The sequence below is a fragment of the Terriglobia bacterium genome (genome assembly GCA_020073085.1).
Taxonomy (GTDB): Bacteria; Acidobacteriota; Terriglobia; order JAIQFV01; family JAIQFV01; genus JAIQFV01.
On sequence record JAIQFV010000007.1, the window covers coordinates 78,769 to 102,546 of the forward strand.

The window sequence follows — 23,778 nt, forward strand, 5'->3', positions numbered from 1 at the left end:
CAGCCACTGGATCATCAGCCATGAAAAAATCTTCCGGGAATCAAGACCGCTCAAACAATGAATACCGAACTGCAATCAGTTATACGTCTTCAAGAGCTCGATAAGCAGATCTCCGCCCTCCAGGAGCGGATTGCTGCGCTCCCCCACCATTTGCGAGAAATCGAAAAACAACTGAGCGACATCACCGAAGCCCATGCCTCGGTGAAGCAGCGCATGGCGACCAACCAGCAACAGCGCCGAAAGTTCGACGGGGACATTCAGGCCCTCGAGCAGAAAATCTCGAAATATAACAACCAGTTGCTCGACGTGAAAACTAACGAGGAATATCGCGCGTTCCTCACTGAAATTGAGTTCAACAAGAATGAAATCCGGAAGATAGAAGACCGGATTCTGGATCTCATGGTGGCCGCCGAGGCGGATGAAAAAGAGCTCAAGGAAACAGAAGCCGAGTCCAAGAGGCAGCAGCAGGACGTCGCGCGGGAGAAACAGCAGGCCGAAACCGAGACCCAGGGAAAACAACAGGAACTCGAATCTCTGCTTGCCACCCGGCATCAGGTCACGCAATCCCTGAGCGACACCGTGCTGGATCTTTACACCCGGACCGCCAAGCTGAGAAACGGGGTAGTGATCGCTGAAGTGCGCGACCAGATCTGCACCGTATGCCACGTCATGTTGCGCCCCCAAACCTACAACGAAGTCATGCGGAACCAGGGAATCCTCCAATGCGACAACTGCAGCCGGATCCTTTTCTGGATCCCGCCCGCCCAACCCGCCGCCCCTCCCACCCCATTGAGCGGGGAGCCCGCCCGTGAATAAGAGAAAAGTCGAGGAGCCGACGATCTTTTTTATCGATGGCGGATCCCGGGGAAATCCCGGGCCGGCCGGTTATGGCGTCGCGGTCAAGAATGCCGCCGGCGATACGACCGATTCTCTTTCCGAGTATCTTGGCGTCGTGACGAACAACGTCGCAGAGTACTCCGGCTTGTTGGCGGCGCTTGAGTACGCCACCTGTCATCACCTGTCCTTTGTTCGGGTTTTCTCTGATTCCGAGCTGCTGGTCCGCCAAATGACCGGACGATACCGTGTCAAGAGCCCGGACCTGCTCCCCTTGTTCAACCGCGCCCAGGGGCTGGCGGCGCAGATCCCTCGATTTGAGATTGAACATATCCGCCGGGAGTTGAATGCTGCCGCCGATGCCCTGGCCAACGAGGCCATGGACCGGGGAGAAGGCGTGGAACCTCAGCTTCGGACTCTCCGGTTTGATGCCATCATTGAGAATGGACTGCTGAAGCCCCTCGGTGCCGTTCCGTTGCCGGAAAAGAAAAAAGTCGAATGTTCGATACGGTTCAAGGACTAGACCGATCCCGAGCCTGGGGCGGGCCAGTCATTTTGCTTGCTGCCCTGGGATTTTGTTGTCCTCAATGCCTTCAGGGCCAGGGAACAACCCCGCGAGCGACGACGCCCAGGCGTTCTCCTCAGCCCCGAAAACCTGTTTCCAGCAATGCGCGAATTGAATTGACCGCGATGGCGGCCTTGCCGAACGGTCAATCGAAACCGGTCGCCGGCCGTGACTTTCTACTGTTAGCCGTCGATCCCGACCTTCTCAAAGCACAAATCGAAAAAGAAATTCCCCTTCCCGAAGACCAGCATCCGCAACAAGAAAAATCTCCGGCGGCTCCTAGCCTTGGCCGAACTGACATTCAGCGGGTGGCTCAGGAGTTCAACGTCTCACCCGAATTTGTCGCGCTGGCGCAAAAAGCGCCGCAGGACGGGTCGATTTATCTTGATGAACCCAAGTACCGCCGCCTTGAGGATTATGCTCAGGTCGATGAACTCAGGAGGGCCTACGATTCGCTGCTCAAGAAAAAGGGGAAGAAAGGAAATCTCTCCAACCTGACCGACAGCCAGAAACTGGAACTCGTGAAAACGCTCGATGCCGAGTTCGACCGGCGGCTGCCGTCGGATAAGACGGCGATCGCCGTGCGCCTCGCGCACTTGGTGGTCGACCGGGAGAATCTTGCCTTTGCGGAACGACGCCGGCAAGTCGAGCAGAGAAACGCGGCGCTGGCGCAGCGGGCCAAACGAGAAGAGGAGTTGTGGAAGGAGCTGGAACAGAAAAAGAAATTATTTCGCATCAGCAGTGACGCCCGGGGCCTTGTGCGGTTTTCGAAGTTACCCCCGGGTAATTACTGGGCCTATGCGCACAATTTCACCTTCGAAGGGATTACCACCTCCTGGAACATTCCCATCCCCCTGCACCGCAATGAAGTGAAGCGCATCGAGCTGATGATTGGAAACAATTAGTCCCCCCACCAGGCGACACAGGCCCTCCCAATTGAAAGAGCGCCCGGCAGACGGAAAAGACTCATCCCCTCGGTCTTTCGGAAGGAATTCCCCAAGGAATTCCTCAAGGATCGATTTGCCCGGTGGAAGCCTCGAATTCTACCTTCGAGTGCTCTCCTGGCGTTTCCATGGGAAGGATTGCCCTTTGAACAGGAACCTGTAGATTCCACCCAGTATTGCAAAGTAGATCGTTATGAGATAAAGACAGAAGATGAGCGCACTCTTGAGAGTATTCGTCCATACGGCAATGACAAGGGAAACGGCCGCCGCTGCGCTCAATGAGAAAAGGACAAGTTCCCTCCTCAGCATAAAGCAAAGAAGCACCCCCGGGATGAAGGAGAGGGCCGCCAGGCAAGGAAGAATAATGCTCAGGACGATGACCATCGCGGAGCGAAATTCCAATTTTCTGATCAGGGACGTATTGTTAGACAACCCCTTCAGAAGTCCATACGTCGACCTGGCCTTCCGCTCATACAAATCGAGAAAGGTTGCCGGGGCAGGCTCTGAGACTCTTGCCTGAGGGCACAGTTTGACCTGGTAGCCGTGAGCGACAAGGAGTACCGTCATTTCAAAATCTTCCGATACCGCTTTTTCCGGAAATCCCCCCACCCTTTTCACCGCGTCGGTTCGGTAGGCGGACAACTCCCCAATTGAGGTTCGCACGTTCGAGTATTCGCTCTGTTTCCGTCTCAGGGAGGTATCGATTCCCCAATATAGCGCTTCGCCCTTCTCGGCGACGCTCCTGGGTTTCGGCACGGTTCGCGCCCCACTGACGCAGGCAATCCTGTCATCGGACTTCAAGGCATGGACAAGTTCGGTCAAACTGCCTTTGTCAACCGATGCATTGACATCCGTGGACACAAATATCTCACCCTCCGACATTGAAAGGGCGACGTTCAAGGCATGTGCCTTGCCCAACCTTCTTTCCAGGTGAAGGATCTTCATCCTCTTCTGCAGACCATTCTTCTCGGCAAACTCTCCGGCAATTTCACAGGTTCTGTCATCGCCATCGTCGACGACGATGACCTCGAAAAAGGCGGGATAATCGAGGGCAAAAGTATCCTCAAGTTTGCTCCGGATCATCCAGCTCTCATTGTTCACCGGTATGACGATGGTTACGCGCGGATACGCAATAGATTCATGAAGCGGCATTTGAAGTCGGTTGTTCTCTCGAAATTGTAGTGGAGGACTCGGAAGGCAAAACCTCTAGTCGATTTCGGTGGAATGATAACCGGATTGATGACAGGTTGTCGAACAATTTTCCCCTCTCGGATGGCCCGGTTTCAGTGCGGTCAAGAATCGCAACTCGGAGTCGAACCGGGGAACCCCACCTTCTACCGGGGGGTCCTCCTGATTCCTGTACCCTGGAGGACGGGCATTTGTATTCTATTGACAGTTGCCGCCCATATCCATATGATTTGTCCAGCTCGCAAAACCATCCATAAGTGTAAAAGTGTGCAGGCCATGCACAGAGCCGTCGACATTATATTGCCAACGCATCGACGCCCGCATACTGTCGGCTATTCCATTCAATCGGTCTTGCTGCAAACTTACCCTTCGTTCCATTTGCACGTCGTCGGCGACGGCTGCAGCCCAGAAACCGAATCGGTCGTACGCTCGTTCCGCGACTCCCGCGTCCACTTCTATCCGTTTGGAAAGGGCAAAGGTTTCGGATATGTCCATCGCAATGCCGTTTTGCGACAGACCTCAGAAAAATATGTCGCCTACATCGCCGATGACGATTTGTGGTTTCCGGATCACCTGGAGCGGGGGGTGGCGGCATTAGAGGGCCGATCTCTCGGTCTGGTCGCCTTCCGCGCCTGTCATGTGCGGGCCCCCGATCGAGTCGACGCCCACTTCTTTGCCTTCGACTGGCAGATCGGATTCGTGTCGAAGTTCCTCCGCCATTGGTTCACGGGGATGGCGGAGTACATCCATCGTCGGGACCTCTTTGAGCAGGTCGGCTATTGGGATGCCGGATTGTCTCGATTTGGAGACCGTGAGTTCTATAACCGATTGAGGACCTCCGGTGCTCCCTCCACCTACCTCGATTACATGACCGTGTTGCGCTTCTATGCTCAAGATTGGGACGACCAATATTCCTCCCTGGAAGAACCGCCCCAGAAGCGGTATTTGGCGAGGTTACAGGATCCGGGATGGTGTGAGGCAGTGCGCAATTCAGGGGAGACGAGCGTTCGGGGTTTTCGTTCAAGGCAACAGCAATGGAGAGACTTCTTCGCTTTTGCGGTACGTTCCGGCCCAAAGTTTTTGCGGTTTGGCAGCGAAAGATTATCAACTTATTTGCAGCGAGAGGAGGGGCACAATGCTACAGGGAGCCAAGAAAGACCCTCAATTGATTATGAGTAACTGGCAAATGCCGCAGGATCTGATCGAGGGGGTTGTCCTTCGCGAGGTCCTCCACGTGCCGGGAGATCGTGGTGTCATTACCGAGATGTTTCGATTTGATTGGGACCCTTCCGGCCAGCCGGTAACGCAGGTCTACCAGTCACGCGTCTTCCCCGGGCTGGTGGCGGCGTGGAGTTGTCATCGGGAGTCAATTGACCGGCTGTTCGTGAATCAGGGTCACATGAAGTTTGTCTTGTACGATGATCGTGAAGAGAGCAGGACCTATGGTCAGCTGAACGAATTTCACATTGGGGACGCCCGCCCGGCGCTCCTCATCATCCCGACCGGCGTTTGGCATGGGCTCAAGAATCTGGGCCCGTCCGATTGTCTCCTCACCAACTTGCCGACCAAGGCATATAATTACGAGGATCCGGATCATTACCGTTTGCCGAAGGACACCCCAAAGATCCCGTACCGTTGGTTCCCCGCGCCCCCCTCCCCTCCTGACTCGATCAAGAGTTAGGATCGCTGTTCAAGGGGGGCCGGCTTCCCGGCGTCATCAGCCTACCCGTCAGAGGGTAAGGCGCCGGATAAGTCAATCATCGGTCTCACCACGCCCGAGCAAGAGTCTTCCCTTCTATCCGTCGCATCCCGGGACTCCCTGATAATCTCAATTTGTTTGGGGACGAACCGATCGATAAAGCGCCCAGGAAAAGCCCCCCAAACCCAGACAGAAAACGGCCAGGCGCAAAATGGCTCCGACCCCGTATGGAATTTCAAAGACAATAAGAAGGATCACGAAGCCGAGGAGCAAGGCCAGGACCGTCTGGGACATCGTCGCGGAAGAAGACCGCAAGATGACCCGCCCCAAAAAGGCGCCCACAAATATTTCAGCAAAGTAGAGAGAGGCGACATAGAACACCAGGACGAGCAGTCCCAAAGGGAGACCCACCAGCGTAATGCAAGCAATAATCACGGCGATCGGGGTGGCCACCAGGACCGCAAAGCCCAGCCCCAAGCTTCGCCCCAAAGATCCGGTCGCCTGGACTGTCGTATGGAAGAATTTTGGCGCCAGCACAAGCATCAGCCAACCTACCAGGAGGGCCCCCACCAGCTTGACGACTTTCCAGAAATAGAATCTAGGCCGCACAAACCGGTTCTCGTGGACATTGAGGATCGTCTCGGTCTTGCCGCCCACGGCGACCCCGGGGGCGATGTGAACGCTATTTGGTTTTGACACATGGGCCGTGAGATCTCCGCCCATGCTTGCCGGAGGAAACAGGTTCAACTTCCCTCCGAAAAACGAAAAGTCATGTCCGACGTTTCCCCGAATATCCGCAGCCCCCGAGAAAATCCAGGCGCTTTGGGTCACCTTGCCGTCGAGGCTTGTATTCGCGGAGCCTACCACGACGTCCCCGCCTACGACACCTTGCCGTTCCAGACGGAAAGTTTGGATCCAACTATAGATGTTGCGCGTCACATGACCGGTGAGGTTCAACGACTGGCTGAAACCAAAAACATTGCCTTCCACGGTTCCACTAATGTCCGTCTCCTGAGCAAAGCCGACGAGATCTCCTTTGACGGTTCCGTGGATTTCGACACGACGGGCAAAAACGATCAAATCGCCATTGACAACCCCATCGACCAATATGGTGTCCCCCGTGGCCAGGAGATTGTCGTTTATGGTCTCGGTGCTTCCAATCATGACAGTGGCCTTGTCGCTGCGCCTCTCCAAAGCCAGCCCGGGAATCACCAACACCAACAGCATGACCACCCCGATGCCCCAACGTAAGAACCCTTTGTGATGACGCCACAGCAACACCCCGCCCGTGATCACCAGGGTTGCAGAAACCAGAACACTTACAATGGTAACAATCTGTGACATGATGGCCGCTCCTATATTGGTCAGGTAGAATACGATAGTGAACAAAAGGTTTGATTGGCCGGGCAAATGCATGGGATTCAGCCACTCCGTTGCCGGGGGAAGTCGCTGCTCCACCCAATTGACCAGAAAACTCAGCAGGACGGCAAGGATGCTCACCGCCGCTGCCTTCCCCACCAGATCGAGCAGGCGGGCGGGCTGTTCGCCCGTTGACGCCCAGTCTTCTTCGACTCGTTGCAGCGCATTCGTCAGGACACGATTTTCGACCCGCAGCGAATCCACCAGCGCCTGGCAGCGCGAACACCTGCCCAGATGGAGCCTCACCCGGCGGGCTTCATCCTCCGGGAGTTCTTCGTCCACAAAGATGGCGCAGGTCATTTCTGGAAGACAACTCATCAGGATGTTCCCTTCCCTTTCCTTCTTGTCAGAATCTGTCGCAGTTCCAGTTTCCCCCGAAAGATCAGTGTCGCCACATGCGCCCGCTGAAAGCCCAGCTGCCGTGCAATCTCATCGTAGCTGAAGTCGCTGTAGTAGCGGAGCACCAGCGGCAGGCGGTATTTTTCGGGCAGAAGTCCGATCGCCTTCCTCACTTCCGCATTTTGTTCCGTCATCATCGCCTCATCCAGGGGTGAAGTCGCTCCACCCCCCGCCGGTTGGGCTTCGGTGTCCCCTTCAACGATGAATCTCTGCTCCACCTGCCGCTTACGTATCAGGTCCACACAGTAATGGCTGGCGATGCTGTACAGCCAGCTCAAAAAGGGCACTGAGCCGTTGTAGCCGGCTAGACCGCGTTTCAGGCGGACAAACACCTCACTCGTCGCATCCTCGGCAGCTTCTCTCGAACCCAGCATATGTCGGCAAAGCCCCAGCGTCCGTGGCTTGAACTGGCGGTAGAGCTCGGCGAAGGACTCAGAGTCTCCAACGATGGCCCGCTGTATGACGGCGTCTAAGTCCAAAGGTTCGCCCCGGCTCTTCCGGCCATCCTGATTCGGCCCGTTCGCGTGGTTGCTTTCAGTCCCCATAGAGTAATACGCCGGTGGATTCAAGAAATTTCAGTTTTCGCAGAGAACCGATGGGGCGGGAGAGATCCTTACAGCGGAGGCCGTTGATGGTGCCAATCGGTGGCCTCCTGGTAAGCATGGGCCAGTTGAAGCAGCCTCGCCTCCGACCAGGCCGGACCGGCAATCTGCAGTCCGATGGGAAGGCCCGAGCGGGTAAAGCCGCACGGGAGAACCAGGGCGGGAATGCCGGTAAGATTGAACAGGCGCATGAACCGGGTGAGCCGGCCCCTTGCCAGGGGCACTGCTTCGCTCTCGGCAATGGACGTCGCCGGCTGGGGGGTCGCCGGGAGAACCATGAGGTCGACGCTTTCAAACACCTTTGACATCTTTCTCTGCCACTGAACCTGGATCTTCCGCGCTAAAGCGTATTCTGTCCCTGTCACTTCCAATCCTTGGCGCAAACGCTCCAGCACGTCAGCTCCGATTTTGTCCGGATGATTGTGGATACGGCCGGAGTGATATGCCGCCGCTTCGGCCAGCAGAATGCGGGCGCTCGCATCCATGGCGGTCTCATATCCTTCGAATGACACCTCTCGCACTTCGCATCCGAGGTCAGGAATTATAGAGACTGCCTTCTCCACTGCCGCCCTCGTTTCGGGATCGTTGCCCCCCAAGAACAACTCATTAGGAAATCCCACCCTAAAAGGGAGCGGGATGTGGAGGGTTGACACGGCCGATGCAAAATCCTCCACCTCGTGGTCGACAGAGGATGGATCCTCCGCGTCATAACCGGCCACCACGGCCAGGAGTAATGCCACATCTTCAACAGTCCGGGCCATTGGCCCGGCATGATCCTGGGAAAACGACAACGGCACTACGCCGCTCAAGCTCAATCGCCCGTAAGTCGGTTTTAGTCCGACCACCCCGCACAGCGAAGCGGGGATTCGAATGGACCCCCCCGTGTCGGTCCCCACCGATCCAAGACACATCCCGGCTGCAAGCGCGGCTCCGGAGCCTCCACTTGATCCGCCGGAAATGTACTCCAGGTTCCAGGGATTATGGCAGGCCCCGAAATGCGGGTTCGTGGTCGTTACCCCAAGCGCCCATTCGTGCATGTTCAGCTTGCCCAGGAAAATGGCCCCCGCACGTCGCAACCTTTCAATGATGAAGGCATCGTCCGCGGCCATCTTGTCCTTCAGAAGAATGCTGCCAGCAGTCGTAGGCATTCCACGGACATCATACAGGTCCTTCACACCAATCGGGATCCCATGAAGCAGACCCAGTGGCTTCCCCTGCGCCACCGCTTCAGTGGCAATTCGTGCGTCATGAATCGCGGCCTCGGCGGCGACGTGGAGGTAAGCATTGACCGCGGGATTCAGCGCTTCAATGCGTGCAAGGTAGGCCTTTGTCAACTCCAGCGGCGACAGCCGCCCCGCACAAATCTCGTCACGGGCATTCGCGAGGGAGAGACTGATCAGGGAATCATCCATACGCATAGGGCTCCCAGCAGCTCGTCCGATCAAACCATTCCACTTTGTATGGCTATCTTTTGAGGACGATGATTGATGATGACGAAGGCACGCCGTCTCAAGGCAGTTTGCCTGGGGCCGTCGCTGCAACCCAGATCACGAGTCTTTGTGGCCGGTAGGGAAATGTCCAAGAGCCTTCCGAAATAAGGTCGTGGCAACTGGCACCAGTGCGAGCCAATCTTAGCGCAAGCAAAGCAGCAACTCTAACTTGAATTTCTCCAGAGAAGAACCGGCCCCCAAAAAGATTGGACGCCTCAGTTCGCTACCCAAGGACATAGAGACTCGAACAAGCGGTACTTCCTTTAAAGCATACGCTATTGGACTTTTCGAGGCAAGTTGAAGACCCCAGCCCGATGAGGAGAACCCCATCGATAGGCGTCTGCCGTCTAAGAAAGCCTCCCAAGATTCATGGTGCGTTGTTCGTTAGCATTATTCAACTGGACTCCAAAAGGATTCTCCCTCTCGACGTCGTCCCGACGCCAGAAACCTCACGAGAAAGTCACTTTAGAAGGCAATCAAGCCCTCAATTTCAAAATTGACAAACTCGCAGGATGGAGTTGGCATCTATGAAGATGTGTGATAAAAGAGGAGGGCTTGAACGATGAATGCCTTCCCCGGGGTTGAACCAGCTGAATGATTCTCTCGCGATTCGAGGCGCACATTCCGCTTCATCTGACGATCACTTTTTCAAATCCATACTCCGAGCGCCCGTTATCAGATAAGCGTAGAAGGCAGTCAACTTTTGCCACCATTTTCCAGCCAGGAGGAAATTCACAAAATGAAGAAGCGAACGCAGATTATTCTGATTCTTGCAATCCTTGCGTCGATCTGTCTCGCATTGAACCTGTTCGGGCAGGCCGCGAAAAAGACGACTGCCAAGGCCCCGGACAAGATCGTCTTCGAGGCAAAACCAGGAAAAGTCACTTTTGACCACGCCAAGCATCTCGAGCGTGAGAAGAATGACTGCAAGGCATGTCACGACAAGCTGTTTCCTCAATCCAAAGCCCCCTTGAATTTCGCCGCGGGGATGCACAAGCCCGCGGAAGCGAAAAAGGCATCCTGTGCTGCCTGCCATGTAGCGGGCGGAAAGGCCTTCGAGAGCAAAGGAAACTGTAACAAGTGTCACGTGAAGGCGTAGGGGGGAGAGTGATCCTCCTCCAGGGACCTCGTATCATTCAATGATCAGTGTGAAGGTCGCTTAAGAAAATGGTCCTGGGGGGACAAGCGGGCCTGTCTTTGAGACCGAGCGTGAACACCCCACCGGTATCCACAGGGATGCCCGAGAGGGTGAGGACCTTAGTCCGCCAATCGAACGACCGCCGCGAGGGAATCGCAATCGCTCGAAACCCGGCTCGCATGTCCCCTTCCCTTGATCCTCAAAATGAGATTCCCCGGCACTCTCAGCATAGAGCCTTGAATATTTCATCTCCATCCTTCCGCCTTTGACTGAGTCAAGCGCATTCCTCCGTGAAAAGCACCCTGATCCTGGTGCGGGATCTGCTTGGACTGTCAAATTCGAACCCGACACGACGGTGGAGCCTCATTCACTGTTCAGACTGCGTCTTAGCAGTATTGTATTGATTTTTCCATGCTTTTGACTATTCTGGGCCATTGTAGCAACTGCGGGGTGCCCCCGAGGTTACAGGGCGGAAAATCAGGCATCCCAAGAGGTATTCTTGCTCATGATCAAAACGGTGGAATGGCTGGGTGATGGGGTTCGAATGATCGATCAATTGAGACTCCCCGCCGAGGAAGTATATCCCGTGCTGAAGACTTATGAAGAGGTGGCTGACGCCATTCGTCGGATGGTGGTGCGAGGCGCACCCGCGATCGGCGTGACGGCTGCCTTTGGGATCGCCTTGGGAGTCAAGCAGCAGAACACATCCGATCGGATGAAATTCATTGAATCCTTCAGCACCATCTGTGAGGTCATGGCCAAGACCCGGCCCACGGCGGTGAATTTGTTCTGGGCCATCGACCGGATGAAGAAAGTGTTTGACCATTCGATCCGCGAGGACAATCGCGACTTCGACCCCTCTCATTTTGCCCAGATCCTTGAAGCGGAGGCGCTGAAGATATATCAGGAAGACATTGCCTGTAACAAGGCCATGGCTCAACACGGAGCCCGGCTCATCCCGAAGGACGCCATGATCCTTACCCATTGCAACACCGGAGCCCTGGCCACCGCGGGGTTTTATGGAACCGCGCTCGGAGTCATCAAGGCCGCCCATGAGGAGGGGAAAAACATTTCGGTGTGGGTCGACGAAACCAGGCCCTATCTTCAAGGGGCGCGGTTAACGGCGTGGGAATGTCAAAAAGAAGGTATTCCCTACACCCTGATCACCGACAGCATGGCAGGACATTTCATGAGGCTGGGCAAGGTGCGGTGCGTGATTGTGGGCGCCGACCGTATTGCCGCGAATGGCGATACGGCAAACAAGATCGGGACCTATTCGCTCTCGGTCCTCGCCAAAGAACACCACCTGCCGTTCTACATCACCGCCCCGACGTCGACCATCGATCACAAGCTGGCTTCGGGGGATGAAATTCCGATTGAGGAACGCAGTTCCCGCGAAGTCACCCACATCAAGAACATTCCGATCGCCCCCGAGGGAGCCCATGCAGCCCATCCGGCCTTCGATGTCACGCCGGCCCGAAACATCCACAACATCATTACCGAGCGGGGCATTCTTTATAAACCATTCGACGATGCCATTCAGTCCTTAATTGCGAATTGACGGGTCCACAGAGTTCGCAGATTGCGCAGATGTCTCAACCATGTTGATCTTGGGAATCGAATCCTCTTGTGATGAAACGGCTGCGGCGGTGGTGGAAAATGGCGTCCACATCCGATCCAACGTGATCGCTTCCCAGGTGGCGCTTCACAGGAAGTATGGCGGCGTGGTGCCCGAACTGGCGGCCCGCGAGCATGTCATGTCGATCGGACCCACCGTACGGCAGGCCTGCGAGGAAGCCGGGGCCCGCTATGGCGATTTTGACGCCATCGCCGTGACGCAGGGCCCGGGACTGGTGGGTTCCCTGCTGGTCGGAATCTCCTATGCCAAGGCGATGTCCATGAGCATGGGAACACCCCTGGTGGCTGTGAATCACATCGAAGGACACATCTACGCGGCATTTATGGAGCGCCTGGCAAATCCCTTGCAAGAATCCGGGACACCCGCGCTGCCGGCCCTGGCGCTAGTCGTCTCAGGCGGGCATACCAGCCTGTTCCTGGTGGAGCGGCACCCTTCGGGCACGGGGTTCCAATACCAACTGATCGGCCGAACGCGCGACGATGCCGCCGGCGAGGCCTACGACAAGGTGGCAAAATTGCTGGGTCTCGGGTACCCTGGCGGACCGGTCATCGACCGCCTTGCCCCCTTTGGAAATCCCAAGGCCGTGCCTTTCACCAAGACAAAAATCTCGGACCGTTCCCTCGACTTCAGCTTCAGCGGCATCAAGACGGCGGCCCTGCGTTATGTTCAAAAGAACAATATCCGCCCCCTTGATCCTCGAGTGCATCACGATGAGAAAGATGTTCCACCGATCATGGTCGATCTGGTTGCCAGTTTTCAGCGGACCGTCGTAGAAATTCTGGTCCGATCCCTTCAAAGGGGAATGTTGGAGTACCGCCCGGAGTCCATTTTGTTATCAGGGGGTGTCGCCGCCAACAGTGAACTGAGGTCAGCCGTTGGAAACTTTTGTGCGGAACATAAGCTTGAGGCCTATATCCCCCCGCCCTACCTGACCACTGACAATGCTGCCATGATCTCCGCTGCCGGGCATGACCATTTTCTACGACAGGAATTGGCGGACCTGGACCTCAACGCGGAAGCCAGCCTCCAACTCGCAAAGAAGATTCAGTGAGACGGGCCTTGAGCACTTTCGCGGCAGTATCACCTCAATATTTGCTTCCGTGAAGCCCTTTTCCGAGGGGTCTCACGAGAGATGGAGGGGGGTTTGATTTCTGCAAGGGGACGGTCGGCGGCAAGCAGCGCGGAAGCGGCACCGAGGTCCTTCTGCAGCTGTCGAAGATTGACCCGGCAAAACTGCCCCGGGGCGCCCGAAAATTTACCAAGCGCATTTCTGAAGAGTGACTGAGCCCCGTGCCGGTTCCCTTTTTGAAGGTGATGGGCGCCGACGGCTGTTTGAATCAAGCCTTGCATCACTCGTTTGGATTCACCGGCCAGGAGACGCCAGAGATCCTCCCACACCTCATGGGCCTCAAAGAATCTCCCGAAATTAAAATGCGTGACTCCTTGATCGAATTTCTCTCGAAAGTCCCTGGTTCTCACGGTCATCTGCCACACCCTGTCTGCTGAGCTGTCGTAGGCCCCCCGGGCTCAAGATCAGACTCTTACCAAATTCCAGAGCAGAATCACCCGCCAGCGGCCAAAATGGCGGAACGCCTTCGAAGCCCTAAAACAAAACGGGACTCGCTTCCTTTGACAGAAAAACGAGTCCCCATCAATTTCGTTAAAATTCGATTCGGAGATTTTACCTTCTCCGACCCTTCTTTCCAGCCTTTCTAGCCTTGCCTTTCTTTTTCGAAGCTTTCGCCTTTGACTTCTTCGCGGCTTTCTTGGGCTTGATTTTTCTTGGCTTGATCTTTCTTGGCTTAATCTTCCGCGGCTTGATCTTCTTCTTCGCTGCCACTTTTTTCTTGGGAGCGACCTTCTTTGCTTTCGCCTTGGGTCGGGGCTTCGGCTTCGGTGAGACATAGGGCGCCGGCTGCGGAGGAGGGGGAAGCGGAGGTTCGGGGATGGTCATCTCGGCTTCAACGGTTTCTTCGAACTCTTCTATGATTTCTTCGGATGGCTCCTCCAGTTCAGCGGCTTCCTCCAGCGACTCTTCCCGTTCGTCCGGGAATCCTCCTTCCATCTCCTCTCTCTCATCATCACCCTCGAACATGTCGGGCTCCTTTCTCGCGTGGAAAATTACCTACTGAAGAATGGGCGGGTTTGAATCCTGTGCACACAGCGCGCCAAGCGAGGCGATTATAGTCAAATTGCCTACCTGAAGCAAATATCCCGGCAATCAATTTCGAACGGATTCTGGATCGGGCGGATCAGCCTGCTGAAACGCTCCGGGGCCTCAACCCACGGCTCCCCCTGGACTCACCCAGCGGCCCTGGCACCCCCTTATGCGTCACTAAACGGAGGGCTTATCCCGGGCTGTGGATTTCACATTGAACCCCCTTAACGTGCCTTGACACCCCCTCCTCCCTGTGTTACAAACACCTGTGAATTGTGGTGCAAGCAGTGACTTGCCCAATATCTTGTTGATAAAATGGTGATGGCGTCTCTTCGGGGTACCTTCTAACCAACTCATGCCCTTTGACCCAGAGCGAATTGCTGTATTTGCAGTCTTCATGCTGGTCCTCCTGCTGTCCCTTTCCTGGCATGAGTCTGCGCATGCATGGATGGCGGACCGACTGGGGGACTACACGGCCCGATATATGGGACGGGTATCTTTGAACCCGCTCGTTCACATCGATATCATAGGAACCATCGTATTTCCAGCCATCAATTTCTTTTGGGGAGTTCCCCTTCTGGGATGGGCAAAGCCCACGCCGGTCAATCCACTTCACTTGCGGGATAAGAGATACGGTCAACTCCGCGTTGCTGCCGCCGGGCCCATCAGCAATTGTATTCTCGCGGTGATCTTTATCATTGCCGACAAGGCACTGGTGATTCTGAGCCCGCTTTTCAGTACCAATGTGCTTACTCCGATGTTTCTCTTTTTTCAGCTTGCGATTTATTTGAACATCGGACTTGCAGTGTTCAATCTGATTCCAATTCCTCCGCTGGATGGGAGTCATATCTTGGAAGCCCTCCTTCCTTACGAAGCGGCGCAGAAGTTTCAAGGTATTCAACGCTATGGCGGGATTCTGTTAATGTTGATGGTTTTCACGCCAGTATTTAGCATCATCTATTCGCCCGTGCTTATTTTTTTGCGATACCTCTTCTACTGGTTCAACCTGCCTATGCCCGTGAGATGGTAATCTTGTGAGAGGTCGGGCAGACAGCGACCGCAAACACAAGCAATGGAGCGTCGCCTCGGATCGCGGAGTATTTGATTCATGAATTTCGAACAGGAAGCGTTGTTATAACGTGGATGGCAGCCAACAGGTGGGTAAAAACAAGCGCGTCCTCAGCGGCATGCGGCCGACGGGCCGGCTCCACATCGGTCATCTCGTCGGGGCCCTGCAGAATTGGGTGAAACTCCAGAATCAATACGAGTGCTTTCACTTTATTGCTGACTGGCACATGTTGACGACGGACTACTCCGACACCTCGAACCTGGAAGACAACCGGTTCCAGATGATCCTGGACTGGCTGGCCTGCGGGCTCGATTCAAACCGATCCACGCTGTTCATGCAATCTTCGATCAAGGAGCATGCAGAGTTGCATTTGCTGCTTTCCATGATTACGCCGCTCGGCTGGCTGGAGCGCGTCCCCTCTTACAAGGAGATGCGGGAGAACCTGGCGGACAAGGATCTCAACACATACGGCTTTCTGGGGTATCCCCTTTTGCAGTCAGCCGACATCCTGATGTACAAAGCCGATTTTGTGCCGGTGGGCGAGGACCAAGTTCCCCATGTCGAACTCACCCGCGAGATCGCGCGACGCTTCAATTTCACGTATGGCCGGAGCGGGGCCGGGCCGGTCTTCCCGGAGCCACAGGCGCTCCTCACTCCGGTCCCGCGATTGCCCGGAACCGATGGTCGGAAGATGTCGAAGAGTTTTGGTAACGATATTAAACTCAGTGATGATCCGGCCCTCGTGGAGAAGAAGATTCTCCCCATGGTGACGGATCCGGCGCGAAAGCGGCGGCAGGATCCCGGCAATCCCGATCTCTGCCCCGTGTTTGATTATCACAAGGCCTTTTCGACGGACGAGACGCAAGGGTGGGCGGCGCACGGCTGCCGCACCGCCGAAATCGGATGTATCGATTGCAAGCGCGGACTTTTGAAACATCTGCTTCCCGTCCTCGAGCCGATTGCCGCCAGGCGCCGCGAGCTGGAGGCCCACCCGGACGCCGTTCGAGAAGTCCTCGACGCCGGCAACCAGACGGCCCGGCAAGTGGCTCAAGCCACAATGGACGAAGTCCGGAAAACCATGTTGTTGTAACCCGGGACACCGAAATGCAACTTGAGCTCAAATTCCAACTCCCCGCCTACGAAGGACCGCTCGACCTCCTTCTTGATTTGATTCGCAAGCAGGAGATCGACATTTACGATATTCCCATCGCCCGGATCACGCGCCAATACCTGGATTACATGCGCGCCCTGGAAGAGCTCGACATCAATTTGGGGGGGGACTTTATCCTGATGGCGGCGACCCTGATTCACATCAAATCCAAAATGTTACTGCCGCCGGATCCGGAGGAAATCCGCGAGGGCGAACCCGGGGACCCCCGCGAGGAGTTGGTACGGCAACTGTTGGAGCATGAGAAATACAAGAACGCGGCCGAGATGCTTCAGCAAAAAGGAATGATCGAGGGAGCCACCTACAGCCGGGTGGAACTGGAGAAATGGATTGACGAATCGGGGGAACCGGAAATTTCGGTCACGCTTTACGATCTTGTCATGACCTTTCGGGCGGTCATGGAGCGCGCCAAGTTACGCACGCCCCTCGAGATTGTCCACGACGAGATGACGGTCGGGCAGATGATTGCCCACCTCCGGATGCTCTTCGAAGATTCCACAAAGCCGATTCTGTTGACCCAGATCTTTGAATCCTACACTACCCGTCGGGCGCTGGTGGTGACTTTCCTGGCGCTGCTGGAGTTGGTGCGGCTGCATGCCATTCAGCTCTCGCAGAAAGCCACGTTTGGTCCCATTTACGCCCAAAAGAAGGACAACTTTGAGAACGCCGTTGCTCATCTGAATACTGCATATCTGGAGTCGGAGGAGAGTCCGGAGCCCACGATTCAATAAAGTTGTGGATGGAGGTTGCGGGAGCGGGAACCTGTTCCAATCCGGCAATCCCCCCACAGGAAAGCCAGACCTGAAAGAGAAGGAATCATGACTGAACAAGAATTAAAATCCGTAGTTGAAGCCATTGTCTATATCGCCGCCGAACCGGTCCCGCTGAAGACGCTCCGCGACCTGTTTCCGAACGAGCCCACGGAGAAGATCGCCGCGGTGGTCGATGAGTTGACGGCGGAATATCAAGCCTCCCACCACGGCATTGAAATCCGGGAGGTGGCGCACGGCCTGAAGATGTCGACCAAACCCGAGCACTACGACATTCTCAAACAGTTTGCGCGGTCGCAACGACCCCCCACCCGGCTCTCCCTCTCCGCCCTTGAGACCCTGGCCTGCATTGCCTACAAGCAGCCGGTGACGCTGCCGGAGATCCAGCAGATTCGAGGGGTGAATGCGTCCAGTGTGATTCACACCTTGCTCGAGAGAAAGCTGATCACGGCGGCCGGCCGCAAAGCGGTGGTCGGCAGGCCCATTCTGTACCGAACGACCAAGGAGTTCCTCGTTCATTTCGGACTGAAAGACCTTTCGGAACTCCCCACGCTCAAAGAATTTGAGGAGATCGCCAGCCACGCTGCATTCTCCCCCGATAATTCTTCGGGGCATTCCGACCCCTCCTCGCTCGACTCGTCGGGGGCCATCCCCGGTTCATCGGGGACAGGTGGTCTTGCTGATCCGTCAGCAGAGTCGCTGCAGATTCTCGACGATCCCGCGGAGGATGGACCGTTCTATTGACAGACGGAATTGAGCTGCAACGAGAACCTGCATAACCTCATTGAAGACCGATTGCCGGGGCAGACAAGCAAGCGAAGGGACAGACGACAACTGTTGGGAACTTTCGACGTGGACGAGCGATTGGTGTCTGTCTCTGTAATTATTGTAAGATGAAGTTTTCCCGAGTCACCTCCGACCCATGCGAGAACGAATTCAAAAGATCATCGCCGAAGCTGGGATTTGTTCGCGTCGGCACGCGGAGAGCCTGATCCTTTCAGGCTGCGTGTCGGTCAACGGCAAAATGGAGACGACCTTGGGAACCAAGGCTGACCCGGAAGTCGACTACATCAAGGTCAACGGCAAGCTCCTGCACACCCCCCCGCAACACATTTATGTCCTGCTCAATAAACCCAAGGGCGTCGTTTCCACGGCCTTCGACCCCGAAGGACGGACCACGGTGACCGAGTTGATTCGGGGGGTACAGCAGCGGATCTACCCGGTGGGCCGTCTCGACTACAACACCGAGGGGTTACTCCTGCTGACCAACGACGGCGATTTTGCGCAGATTGTCATGAAAGCGGGAGTCCATTGTCCCAAGACTTATCTCGCCAAGGTGCGCGGTACCCTCGGGGACGAGGCTCTGGAACGGCTTCGCAAAGGGATCGTCCTTGACCGGGTCAGAACCGCACCCGCCCGCATCATCCCCGTGAGAAAAGCTGACAATAGCTGGTACGAAGTTACCCTGACTGAGGGGCGAAACCAGCAAATCCGGAAGATGTTCGAGTTTGCGGGGCATCCTGTGGAAAAACTCAAACGCACCCGGATCGGGTTCCTGGAGGATTCAAATCTGCGGCCGGGAAAATATCGGTCCTTAACCCCGCAGGAGGTCGCTCGATTCAAGAAAATGAGGATGAAGTCTTCACCCGGGCCTCCGTAATGATCGAGGGACCGATCCTCTCCGCGGACTGGCCATTCCTCAAGTCGGAACTGCGGAGCTCAGAAGATTGGCCCTTGCCGCCTCCCCTTTGTCGAATCACATGGAGTTTTCGCCTGCGGGCGTGATAGGATGTTTGTTGTTCGGGCACCTCAGTAAGTGTAAGAGCGATCTTCAGGGCTGAGATGAACCTCTACGACAAGATCTTTGCCGATTCCAAAACCATTGCCGTTGTGGGGCTGTCGTCCAATCCGTCTCGTCCGAGTTATGGCGTATCGCGCTACATGCAGTCGGTCGGATATCGCATCATCCCCATCAATCCCAACGAAACTGAAGTTTTGAATGAAAAATCCTATGCCCGTTTGGAAGACGTCCCTGTCCCGGTGGACATTGTAGATATTTTCAGGCGCTCGGAGTATGTCGAGCCCCTGGTGGACAGTGCCTTGAAGATCGGCGCCCAAGTGATCTGGATGCAGGAGGGGGTGTTTCACCGCCAGGCGGCCGAACGCGCCCGTCAGGCGGGGTTGATTGTCATCATGGACCGATGCATCTTAAAGGAGCACATGAGTTGGGTTTATACCCATCAACATGCCTCCCCTTTACAACCCACCAGCGAAGTGTTCTAATACGACGGCTTTTGGGTTGGATTGAAACGCCTTCATAATTAATTAGTTTTTCAAAGATGCATCTTCCGGCAACACTTCCCAAAAGGCCATTGTCTAACTTTGAATGAGAGGCTAGCGGACGCCACAAGCTTGATCTCTTTAATCCGTTTACCCATTCTGTGCCCATGACGAAATTCGATACCACCCCCCGAGTCCTCATCGTGGACGATGAAGTGCGCTTGACGGAGAGTCTCGAATCGCTCGCCCTGGCGATGGGGTTTGTATGCCAGGTGGCGCATTCAGGGTACGACGCCCAGGAAATGCTGATGGCGGAAGAGTTTGACCTGATCATCACTGATCTCCTGATGCCCGGCGTCAGTGGATTTGATCTCATCGATTTTGCGCGCGGGCGCGGGCTCTGGACCCCCATCGTGGTCTTAACCGGGCAGGGAACCGTCAATGCCGCCGTCCAGGCCATGCGGCAAGGGGCTTACGATTTTGTGGTCAAGCCCTTCGACCCCGATCGATTCCGGACTGTCCTGATTCATGCGCTTGAAAGGAGCTCGTATGAGCGCAAGCGGCTGGAACATATTCGGCACGAAGAGCAGCTCCAGGCCGAGGTTCGGGAGTCCAAACAGTATCTGGAGCTGGTTCTGCAAAGCGCGGAAGATGTCGCCATCATCACCACCAACCGCGAGGGCAAGATCAAGACCTTTAACACGGGCGCCGAGAAGCTTCTCGGGGTGCCCCTCGACCAGGTCCTTGGGCAGCCCATTGATCTCTGGTTTCCAAATGCAAAGATCATCAAGCACGCCCATGATTTTCTGAATGGACAGCGTCGCGAGGCGTGGCGGGAGGAATTGGCGTTTGAGAATCTGCATGCCACCCAACTCTGGATCCACGTCGTCATGCGCTGGATGGAGTCCCCTTCTCCTTCACTCGCCGGATTGATTGTGGTGGCGACCGACATTACCCAGCGGCACATCCTCCGGGAGAAGCTGAAACTTCTCTCCATCACCGACGACCTGACCGGCCTATATAATCAGCGCTATTTTTACGAATCCCTGCGGAGGGAAATCGAGCGCTCCAACCGTCGAAGCGCCCCGTTTGGACTGGCCATGTTTGATATCGACCATTTCAAACGATACAACGATGAATTTGGACACTTGAAGGGCGATGAGATTCTGAGCCGCCTGGGGGAAATCGTCCGATCGACCATCCGCCGGATTGACTACGGATTCCGGTATGGCGGCGATGAGTTTGCGGTCCTGCTGCCGGAAACCGAACTGGAACACGCCGTCTTGATCACGGAGCGCATCCGCGCCAACACCAAAGTGGAGTTCAAAGGCCAAGTCACCCTGTCGATCGGGGTGGTGCAAGGCAAATCGCCCTGCGATGAGCGACGCCTGATTGAGGCCTCTGACCGGGCCATGTATGAATCCAAGCGCGCCGGCGGCGATTACGTCTCCTTCATCAGTAAGCCCATGACGCTCACCCAACAATAAACGTGGCCATGAGAGGTTGCCGGCTTCACCTCAGCGGAAGAGGGGCTTCAATCCTGTTCCCAACCTCAATTCCCGTTCCCTCGATCAGCTTGACCAATCTGCAATTTCAAATTAAAGATACAAGAGCGTGATGCTGGCGGGCACGAGAACAGTATCCTGGAGAGGGCTCGGACCGCCTTCAGTTCCATGCGCTCATCCAGCTCCCGGCGAAACGCTTCGGCTCACAAGCATCCGCCGGTCGAAGATCGGTTTGCCTATTAACCGGACTGTGCGACGGCAGCCTCCCACCCTGACAATTCCCTCGACAACAGTCGGAGGATCATTCAGATTCGGCCTACTGAGGCGCTTCCCCACTCCTCTTCAATTCCCCCGACGGCAGTCGGGCGATGGTTCAGGTTCCACCTCCACGACCAGAAGCCCGCACTTTTCGAAGAGCTTCAACCGCTCCACTGCTATCATCGCGCACCGAGCCGGCTGCAATTATGCTGATTCACCATCATTCCGGATTACTTCGCGAGTGCAACGACACGATCGAGAATTGCTTTCGCCTCGAATGGCGCACTCTTCTCAGTCGTGTCATCCCAAAAAACAAAGTAAGCCCGTTCCTTGCCATCGGGTTCGCGACGGCGCAAGGCGAGCAAGGTCAGGTAGCAATCCATGCATTTGCCGACCGTTGATCCGCCCCAACTGGAGGGCTTGGCACGAGTGATGAATTGCGTCAACCCCTGCAGGGCCTCACGAGTGAGTTCGTTCCTGCATTTCGTGTGAGGAGCGTTACATTCGACGCTCCCGTTTGAGGTGATCGCAATGTCGCCCCTGCCGGCCCCGTTGAATCCGCCGCGCGTGATCACCTGCACGACCCATCCATTCTCCGCCTCCGGCACCTTCACCGAATTAATGGCATCAGCAAAGAAGGTTGGAACCGGAGTGCCGTCAATCAGAATTGCATCCTCTCCGGAGGACAGAGTGTGTTTATGAGTAGAAGCGGAGGGAGACTGGCCGATCAGGCTCATCGGCACAAAAATCAGCAGAGGTACAAATGCAACCCCGCTCTGAAACCCTCGAATAAATCTCCGCATTCGTCCAAGAATCATCTTGTTGTCCTACGTCGCTATCACCTTTCATGGACTGACGGCAGGTGAACCGCTTGATGCTGACATCATCCCGCTCAACACCGCATTGAATGCCTGGACCCGCATGCGAGTATTCTTGATCCCTTTGGCGATTGCCAGGACATCATCCAACCTTCTGTTGGCCAACCATTGGAGCACCTCCAAATACTGCTTTTCAATTTTTGAGTTCGGTTCAAAGGGCTGGTCCGCATCAGGACGGACCTGTTCGAACTCATTGAAAAGCCGCTGCATCCTTTCGGGAATCCTCTCAGGGGCCACCGTACCCGACACTTGGAGAATCAAGAAGAGAAACTGAATTCGCCAACTGGCGTACGCGGTGATCTTCCCTGACGACGAACGACCACCCGGAATCTTCTGGAGGTGTTCTTCGGCCTCGTCAAGAAGCTTGGCGGCCACGTCGGGATGAGTATCCTGCAGGGTGCGCGCCAGTGTGATATGTTGGACGAAGTTCCCGCTTGGATCTTCAATTCTATTGACGAGTTCATAAGCGCTTTCATATTCCTTCTGGTTCATCGCCTCATAAAAATCCCGGAACGTTTTTGGCGCGCTTTCCATCACCCTTCGAGTGATCTCCTCATTCGACTCCTTCTTGGGAGGAGGGTACTTCTTCAATAGTTCGGCGATATGTTCCGCAACGGCTTCGTCGGCAGGCCTAATGGCGACCTGGAGCTCGGCCAGCAGGACGGCACTGATCTCGTGTTGCGCCATGCGCGGAGTACCATACGGGCCCAGTGTTCCGGCTTCAGCGAGACGGGATTCACACTCCCGGAGGCGCTCGGAGAAGGTCAAAATCGCATCCGCCATCGTCGGAATCAGCTCCGGATAATGTTGGGCCGTTTCTGGAATCAGCGCTTTCAACCCGTCGATCGCTGGACTGGCAATGCTGACCGATTCTGAAGGCTGGAGCTGTGTCTTTTTTAGATCCCCATAGGCCTCCGCCAGTTGGAGCAATCCATCCTCTCTTCCCTTTTCACGAACCTCCTTGATCCATCCGGGGAGGAATTGGAATTTAGCAAAATCGTTCGGAGGAATCTTCCGGGTCACCAGCTCCAGGGCACGCTTGGGATCTTGTTTCAACTGCAACCTGGCTACGGTGAAAACCGCGTCGTAGAAGTCCGCCGGGTCTGTATAAACAATCTGACGTGGCGTCCTGTCGGGAGAAGACTCTTCGACCACACCAAAACGTCTTGCAAACGAGGGGGGAGGCTGGATGCGGCCCAGCAAGGCAGTCGCTTGAAAAAGGTCAAGGGGCGCCAGAGACCGGACAATCCTGGACTGGATTTGAGTTTTTGAGATTTTTCCTTCTTCCACAAATTGTTGTCCGATCCACTCCTCAAAAACATCCTCATCCACAGAGTCTTCCGACATGGGGGGAGGAGGCTTCAGCGCCGGATACTCTTTTTCCGGCATATCGACGGACATTTCAAAAGCCATTTGAAAAAGCCGGACTGCCTTCCCGGGATTCCTTTTCGCGACGATATCCGCCACCTCCGTCAGCCCGAGTGCCCGCGTGACCACCGAATCGGCAAGGATGTTCGAATAGGACAGGAGGGCAACATTGCGTTGGGCTTTCGGCAGAAATCCGAAAAGATCCTTTTCTGCTGCGACCTCCTTTCCCGAAGTATTCTGCACAGGCGTACCGCGTCGCGCCTTATCTGATGGGTTCTGAGCAAAGGTACGGCCATTGATCACCCCCCAGAACACCGCCCACAAGATGACCGTTGTGCTTAGTGAACGAAACCGGGGACTCCGGCTGTTAATGGATAAGAGCATAAGGTGCTCCACTCGAGCCCGAT

At 55.6% G+C, this 23,778-nt stretch carries 23 protein-coding genes; 15 read left to right on the forward strand and 8 right to left on the reverse strand.

Annotation, left to right across the window (positions count from 1 at the left end; genetic code table 11):
* Positions 1–57: 57 nt before the first annotated feature.
* The 3 genes from LAO21_08945 to LAO21_08955 all read left to right on the forward strand — a co-directional run bounded on the left by LAO21_08945 (position 58) and on the right by LAO21_08955 (position 2,304).
* Positions 58–816: a hypothetical protein gene (locus LAO21_08945; protein ID MBZ5552832.1), complete on the forward strand. Its 759-nt coding sequence runs from the start codon at positions 58–60 to the stop codon at positions 814–816.
* On the forward strand, positions 809–1,357 hold the full coding sequence (locus LAO21_08950; protein ID MBZ5552833.1) for a reverse transcriptase-like protein: 549 nt from the start codon (positions 809–811) through the stop codon (positions 1,355–1,357). The genes LAO21_08945 and LAO21_08950 overlap by 8 nt, the downstream gene beginning before the upstream one ends.
* 167 nt (positions 1,358–1,524) lie before the next feature.
* On the forward strand, positions 1,525–2,304 hold the full coding sequence (locus LAO21_08955) for a hypothetical protein (GenBank protein ID MBZ5552834.1): 780 nt from the start codon (positions 1,525–1,527) through the stop codon (positions 2,302–2,304).
* A 138-nt stretch (positions 2,305–2,442) separates the two neighbouring features.
* Here the strand turns inward: LAO21_08955 and LAO21_08960 are convergent, their stop codons facing one another.
* Entirely contained in the window at positions 2,443–3,495 is a 1,053-nt protein-coding gene (locus LAO21_08960; GenBank protein ID MBZ5552835.1) for a glycosyltransferase, read from the reverse strand.
* A 312-nt stretch (positions 3,496–3,807) separates the two neighbouring features.
* Between LAO21_08960 and LAO21_08965 the strand changes: the two genes are divergently transcribed.
* Both LAO21_08965 and LAO21_08970 read left to right on the forward strand, forming a co-directional pair.
* Positions 3,808–4,710: a glycosyltransferase family 2 protein gene (locus LAO21_08965; protein ID MBZ5552836.1), complete on the forward strand. Its 903-nt coding sequence runs from the start codon at positions 3,808–3,810 to the stop codon at positions 4,708–4,710.
* On the forward strand, positions 4,703–5,212 hold the full coding sequence (locus LAO21_08970; GenBank protein MBZ5552837.1) for a dTDP-4-dehydrorhamnose 3,5-epimerase family protein: 510 nt from the start codon (positions 4,703–4,705) through the stop codon (positions 5,210–5,212). The genes LAO21_08965 and LAO21_08970 overlap by 8 nt, the downstream gene beginning before the upstream one ends.
* Positions 5,213–5,359: 147 nt before the next feature.
* On the opposite strand, the gene LAO21_08975 is transcribed toward LAO21_08970, so the two are convergent.
* From LAO21_08975 to LAO21_08985, 3 genes are all read right to left on the reverse strand, one after another.
* Positions 5,360–6,967: a zf-HC2 domain-containing protein gene (locus LAO21_08975; protein ID MBZ5552838.1), complete on the reverse strand. Its 1,608-nt coding sequence runs from the start codon at positions 6,965–6,967 to the stop codon at positions 5,360–5,362.
* Entirely contained in the window at positions 6,967–7,593 is a 627-nt protein-coding gene (locus LAO21_08980; protein ID MBZ5552839.1) for an RNA polymerase sigma factor, read from the reverse strand. The genes LAO21_08975 and LAO21_08980 overlap by 1 nt, the downstream gene beginning before the upstream one ends.
* A gap of 68 nt (positions 7,594–7,661) precedes the next feature.
* Complete coding sequence (locus tag LAO21_08985; GenBank protein ID MBZ5552840.1) at positions 7,662–9,062, reverse strand: amidase; 1,401 nt, start codon at positions 9,060–9,062, stop codon at positions 7,662–7,664.
* Positions 9,063–9,879: 817 nt separating this feature from the next.
* On the opposite strand from LAO21_08985, the gene LAO21_08990 reads away from it, so the two are divergent.
* From LAO21_08990 to tsaD, 3 genes are all read left to right on the forward strand, one after another.
* Entirely contained in the window at positions 9,880–10,239 is a 360-nt protein-coding gene (locus tag LAO21_08990) for a hypothetical protein (GenBank protein ID MBZ5552841.1), read from the forward strand.
* Between the two features lie 544 nt (positions 10,240–10,783).
* Positions 10,784–11,839, forward strand: a complete 1,056-nt coding sequence (gene mtnA, locus LAO21_08995; protein MBZ5552842.1) for an S-methyl-5-thioribose-1-phosphate isomerase — start codon at positions 10,784–10,786, stop codon at positions 11,837–11,839.
* A 40-nt stretch (positions 11,840–11,879) separates the two neighbouring features.
* Entirely contained in the window at positions 11,880–12,968 is a 1,089-nt protein-coding gene (gene tsaD, locus LAO21_09000) for a tRNA (adenosine(37)-N6)-threonylcarbamoyltransferase complex transferase subunit TsaD (protein ID MBZ5552843.1), read from the forward strand.
* 29 nt (positions 12,969–12,997) lie between these two features.
* Here tsaD and LAO21_09005 read toward each other — a convergent pair whose 3' ends face one another.
* Positions 12,998–13,402: a DUF309 domain-containing protein gene (locus LAO21_09005; protein ID MBZ5552844.1), complete on the reverse strand. Its 405-nt coding sequence runs from the start codon at positions 13,400–13,402 to the stop codon at positions 12,998–13,000.
* A 196-nt stretch (positions 13,403–13,598) separates the two neighbouring features.
* A complete protein-coding gene (locus LAO21_09010; GenBank protein MBZ5552845.1) occupies positions 13,599–14,012 on the reverse strand; it encodes a hypothetical protein in 414 nt (137 codons plus the stop codon).
* Between the two features lie 418 nt (positions 14,013–14,430).
* Here LAO21_09010 and LAO21_09015 point away from each other — a divergent pair, with 418 nt between their 5' ends.
* The 7 genes from LAO21_09015 to LAO21_09045 all read left to right on the forward strand — a co-directional run bounded on the left by LAO21_09015 (position 14,431) and on the right by LAO21_09045 (position 20,849).
* Complete coding sequence (locus LAO21_09015) at positions 14,431–15,105, forward strand: site-2 protease family protein (protein MBZ5552846.1); 675 nt, start codon at positions 14,431–14,433, stop codon at positions 15,103–15,105.
* 127 nt (positions 15,106–15,232) lie between these two features.
* Entirely contained in the window at positions 15,233–16,234 is a 1,002-nt protein-coding gene (gene trpS, locus LAO21_09020) for a tryptophan--tRNA ligase (GenBank protein MBZ5552847.1), read from the forward strand.
* A 14-nt stretch (positions 16,235–16,248) separates the two neighbouring features.
* The gene (locus LAO21_09025; GenBank protein ID MBZ5552848.1) at positions 16,249–17,043 is read left to right on the forward strand and encodes a segregation/condensation protein A; all 795 of its coding nucleotides are present in this window, start codon (positions 16,249–16,251) and stop codon (positions 17,041–17,043) included.
* Between the two features lie 87 nt (positions 17,044–17,130).
* Positions 17,131–17,826 (forward strand): SMC-Scp complex subunit ScpB, encoded by a 696-nt coding sequence (gene scpB, locus LAO21_09030; protein ID MBZ5552849.1) that lies wholly within the window; start codon positions 17,131–17,133, stop codon positions 17,824–17,826.
* Between the two features lie 178 nt (positions 17,827–18,004).
* On the forward strand, positions 18,005–18,742 hold the full coding sequence (locus tag LAO21_09035) for an rRNA pseudouridine synthase (GenBank protein ID MBZ5552850.1): 738 nt from the start codon (positions 18,005–18,007) through the stop codon (positions 18,740–18,742).
* Positions 18,743–18,924: 182 nt separating this feature from the next.
* On the forward strand, positions 18,925–19,365 hold the full coding sequence (locus tag LAO21_09040) for a CoA-binding protein (protein MBZ5552851.1): 441 nt from the start codon (positions 18,925–18,927) through the stop codon (positions 19,363–19,365).
* 164 nt (positions 19,366–19,529) lie between these two features.
* A complete protein-coding gene (locus tag LAO21_09045) occupies positions 19,530–20,849 on the forward strand; it encodes a diguanylate cyclase (protein ID MBZ5552852.1) in 1,320 nt (439 codons plus the stop codon).
* 506 nt (positions 20,850–21,355) lie between these two features.
* Here LAO21_09045 and LAO21_09050 read toward each other — a convergent pair.
* Both LAO21_09050 and LAO21_09055 read right to left on the reverse strand, forming a co-directional pair.
* Positions 21,356–21,943 (reverse strand): hypothetical protein, encoded by a 588-nt coding sequence (locus LAO21_09050; GenBank protein ID MBZ5552853.1) that lies wholly within the window; start codon positions 21,941–21,943, stop codon positions 21,356–21,358.
* A gap of 27 nt (positions 21,944–21,970) precedes the next feature.
* Positions 21,971–23,755, reverse strand: coding sequence for a hypothetical protein (locus LAO21_09055; GenBank protein MBZ5552854.1), 1,785 nt, complete (start codon positions 23,753–23,755; stop codon positions 21,971–21,973).
* Positions 23,756–23,778: the final 23 nt, after the last annotated feature.

Excerpts from the sequence above, each read along its gene's own strand:
- LAO21_08960 (MBZ5552835.1), bottom strand. The coding sequence starts at position 3,495 with ATGCCGCTTCATGAATCTATTGCGTATCCGCGCGTAACCATCGTCATA.
- LAO21_09055 (MBZ5552854.1), bottom strand. The coding sequence starts at position 23,755 with ATGCTCTTATCCATTAACAGCCGGAGTCCCCGGTTTCGTTCACTAAGC.
- LAO21_09025 (MBZ5552848.1), top strand. The coding sequence starts at position 16,249 with ATGCAACTTGAGCTCAAATTCCAACTCCCCGCCTACGAAGGACCGCTC.
- LAO21_09045 (MBZ5552852.1), top strand. The coding sequence starts at position 19,530 with ATGACGAAATTCGATACCACCCCCCGAGTCCTCATCGTGGACGATGAA.
- LAO21_08980 (MBZ5552839.1), bottom strand. The coding sequence starts at position 7,593 with ATGGGGACTGAAAGCAACCACGCGAACGGGCCGAATCAGGATGGCCGG.
- LAO21_09035 (MBZ5552850.1), top strand. The coding sequence starts at position 18,005 with ATGCGAGAACGAATTCAAAAGATCATCGCCGAAGCTGGGATTTGTTCG.
- LAO21_08965 (MBZ5552836.1), top strand. The coding sequence starts at position 3,808 with ATGCACAGAGCCGTCGACATTATATTGCCAACGCATCGACGCCCGCAT.
- LAO21_08945 (MBZ5552832.1), top strand. The coding sequence starts at position 58 with ATGAATACCGAACTGCAATCAGTTATACGTCTTCAAGAGCTCGATAAG.
- LAO21_09005 (MBZ5552844.1), bottom strand. The coding sequence starts at position 13,402 with ATGACCGTGAGAACCAGGGACTTTCGAGAGAAATTCGATCAAGGAGTC.
- LAO21_09050 (MBZ5552853.1), bottom strand. The coding sequence starts at position 21,943 with ATGATTCTTGGACGAATGCGGAGATTTATTCGAGGGTTTCAGAGCGGG.
- LAO21_08985 (MBZ5552840.1), bottom strand. The coding sequence starts at position 9,062 with ATGGATGATTCCCTGATCAGTCTCTCCCTCGCGAATGCCCGTGACGAG.
- mtnA (MBZ5552842.1), top strand. The coding sequence starts at position 10,784 with ATGATCAAAACGGTGGAATGGCTGGGTGATGGGGTTCGAATGATCGAT.
- LAO21_09015 (MBZ5552846.1), top strand. The coding sequence starts at position 14,431 with ATGCCCTTTGACCCAGAGCGAATTGCTGTATTTGCAGTCTTCATGCTG.
- LAO21_09010 (MBZ5552845.1), bottom strand. The coding sequence starts at position 14,012 with ATGTTCGAGGGTGATGATGAGAGAGAGGAGATGGAAGGAGGATTCCCG.
- scpB (MBZ5552849.1), top strand. The coding sequence starts at position 17,131 with ATGACTGAACAAGAATTAAAATCCGTAGTTGAAGCCATTGTCTATATC.
- tsaD (MBZ5552843.1), top strand. The coding sequence starts at position 11,880 with ATGTTGATCTTGGGAATCGAATCCTCTTGTGATGAAACGGCTGCGGCG.
- LAO21_08990 (MBZ5552841.1), top strand. The coding sequence starts at position 9,880 with ATGAAGAAGCGAACGCAGATTATTCTGATTCTTGCAATCCTTGCGTCG.
- LAO21_08975 (MBZ5552838.1), bottom strand. The coding sequence starts at position 6,967 with ATGAGTTGTCTTCCAGAAATGACCTGCGCCATCTTTGTGGACGAAGAA.
- LAO21_09040 (MBZ5552851.1), top strand. The coding sequence starts at position 18,925 with ATGAACCTCTACGACAAGATCTTTGCCGATTCCAAAACCATTGCCGTT.
- LAO21_08970 (MBZ5552837.1), top strand. The coding sequence starts at position 4,703 with ATGAGTAACTGGCAAATGCCGCAGGATCTGATCGAGGGGGTTGTCCTT.
- LAO21_08955 (MBZ5552834.1), top strand. The coding sequence starts at position 1,525 with ATGGCGGCCTTGCCGAACGGTCAATCGAAACCGGTCGCCGGCCGTGAC.